The sequence below is a fragment of the Streptomyces sp. WAC05292 genome, assembly GCF_003949955.1.
Lineage (GTDB): Bacteria > Actinomycetota > Actinomycetes > Streptomycetales > Streptomycetaceae > Streptomyces > Streptomyces globosus.
The window spans coordinates 1-777 of record NZ_RPSE01000827.1 but is presented as its reverse complement, the minus strand read 5'-3'; the positions used below and the strand labels follow the sequence as shown (position 1 = coordinate 777).

Here is a 777-nt window from a genome sequence, read left to right as displayed (position 1 = left end):
GTGGCGTGCTGCCCCCCGGGGCCGGATCGCCGCCTGGTCCGCAGGCGCAGCCGCCCGCGGCCCCGTACCCCTGCGCCGCCCCGGGGCTCGGGGGCGCCCGGCAGCACCCGGATCCGGGCGAGGCTCCGGGCCGGCTGCCCGGCCAGGCGCCGGCCCGGGTGCCCGGGCGGCAGACGCCGGGCCGGGAGGCCGCAGGGCTGCCGGGCGAGGGCGTACCCGGGGTCGGCGAGCCCGATGCCGGGCCCCTTGATGCCGCCCGCGTAGCCCCCGACCACCCGCAGGACATATTCATCACAACGGACATACCGGGCCAGCGGGTTCCGTCACCCGAGCACGGCTACGGCTTCCCCGACGACGCGTTCGGGAGCCGGGCCGCCCCGCACCCCGACGATGCGGCGGCCGACGGCGGGTGGTCCGCCTCCGCGGAGGCGGCCGACCTGCCGGTCGGGCCTCCCGCCATCCCCGTCCAGCGTCCCGGCCGCCGTCCCGCGGACCGGCGGCGCGGCCTGACCGTGCCCGGCCCGCGGCATCCCGCCACGCCGGCCGCGGCCGGCACCACACGCGACACCGCGACCACCGCAGCCCCCGCGGCCGCGGCCGAGGGCACAGCAGACACCCACACCGAAGCCCACGCCCAGGCCGCCGCCGCCCGCCGCCTCGCGCGCCGCATCGTCAAGGCCGTCGGTTTCTGCGCGGCCGTCACCGCCGGCACGATGCTCCTGCTCCGCGGCAACGAAGCCCTCGCCGGCCTCGCCACCGCCCCCGCCGCCCCCTCGG

The 777-nt window shown here is 81.1% G+C and carries 1 pseudogene; it reads left to right on the top strand.

Annotated features, from left to right (window positions below):
- Nucleotides 1-158: 158 nt before the first annotated feature.
- Nucleotides 159-777, top strand: a pseudogene (locus EF903_RS33260) (hypothetical protein); the annotation flags it as partial.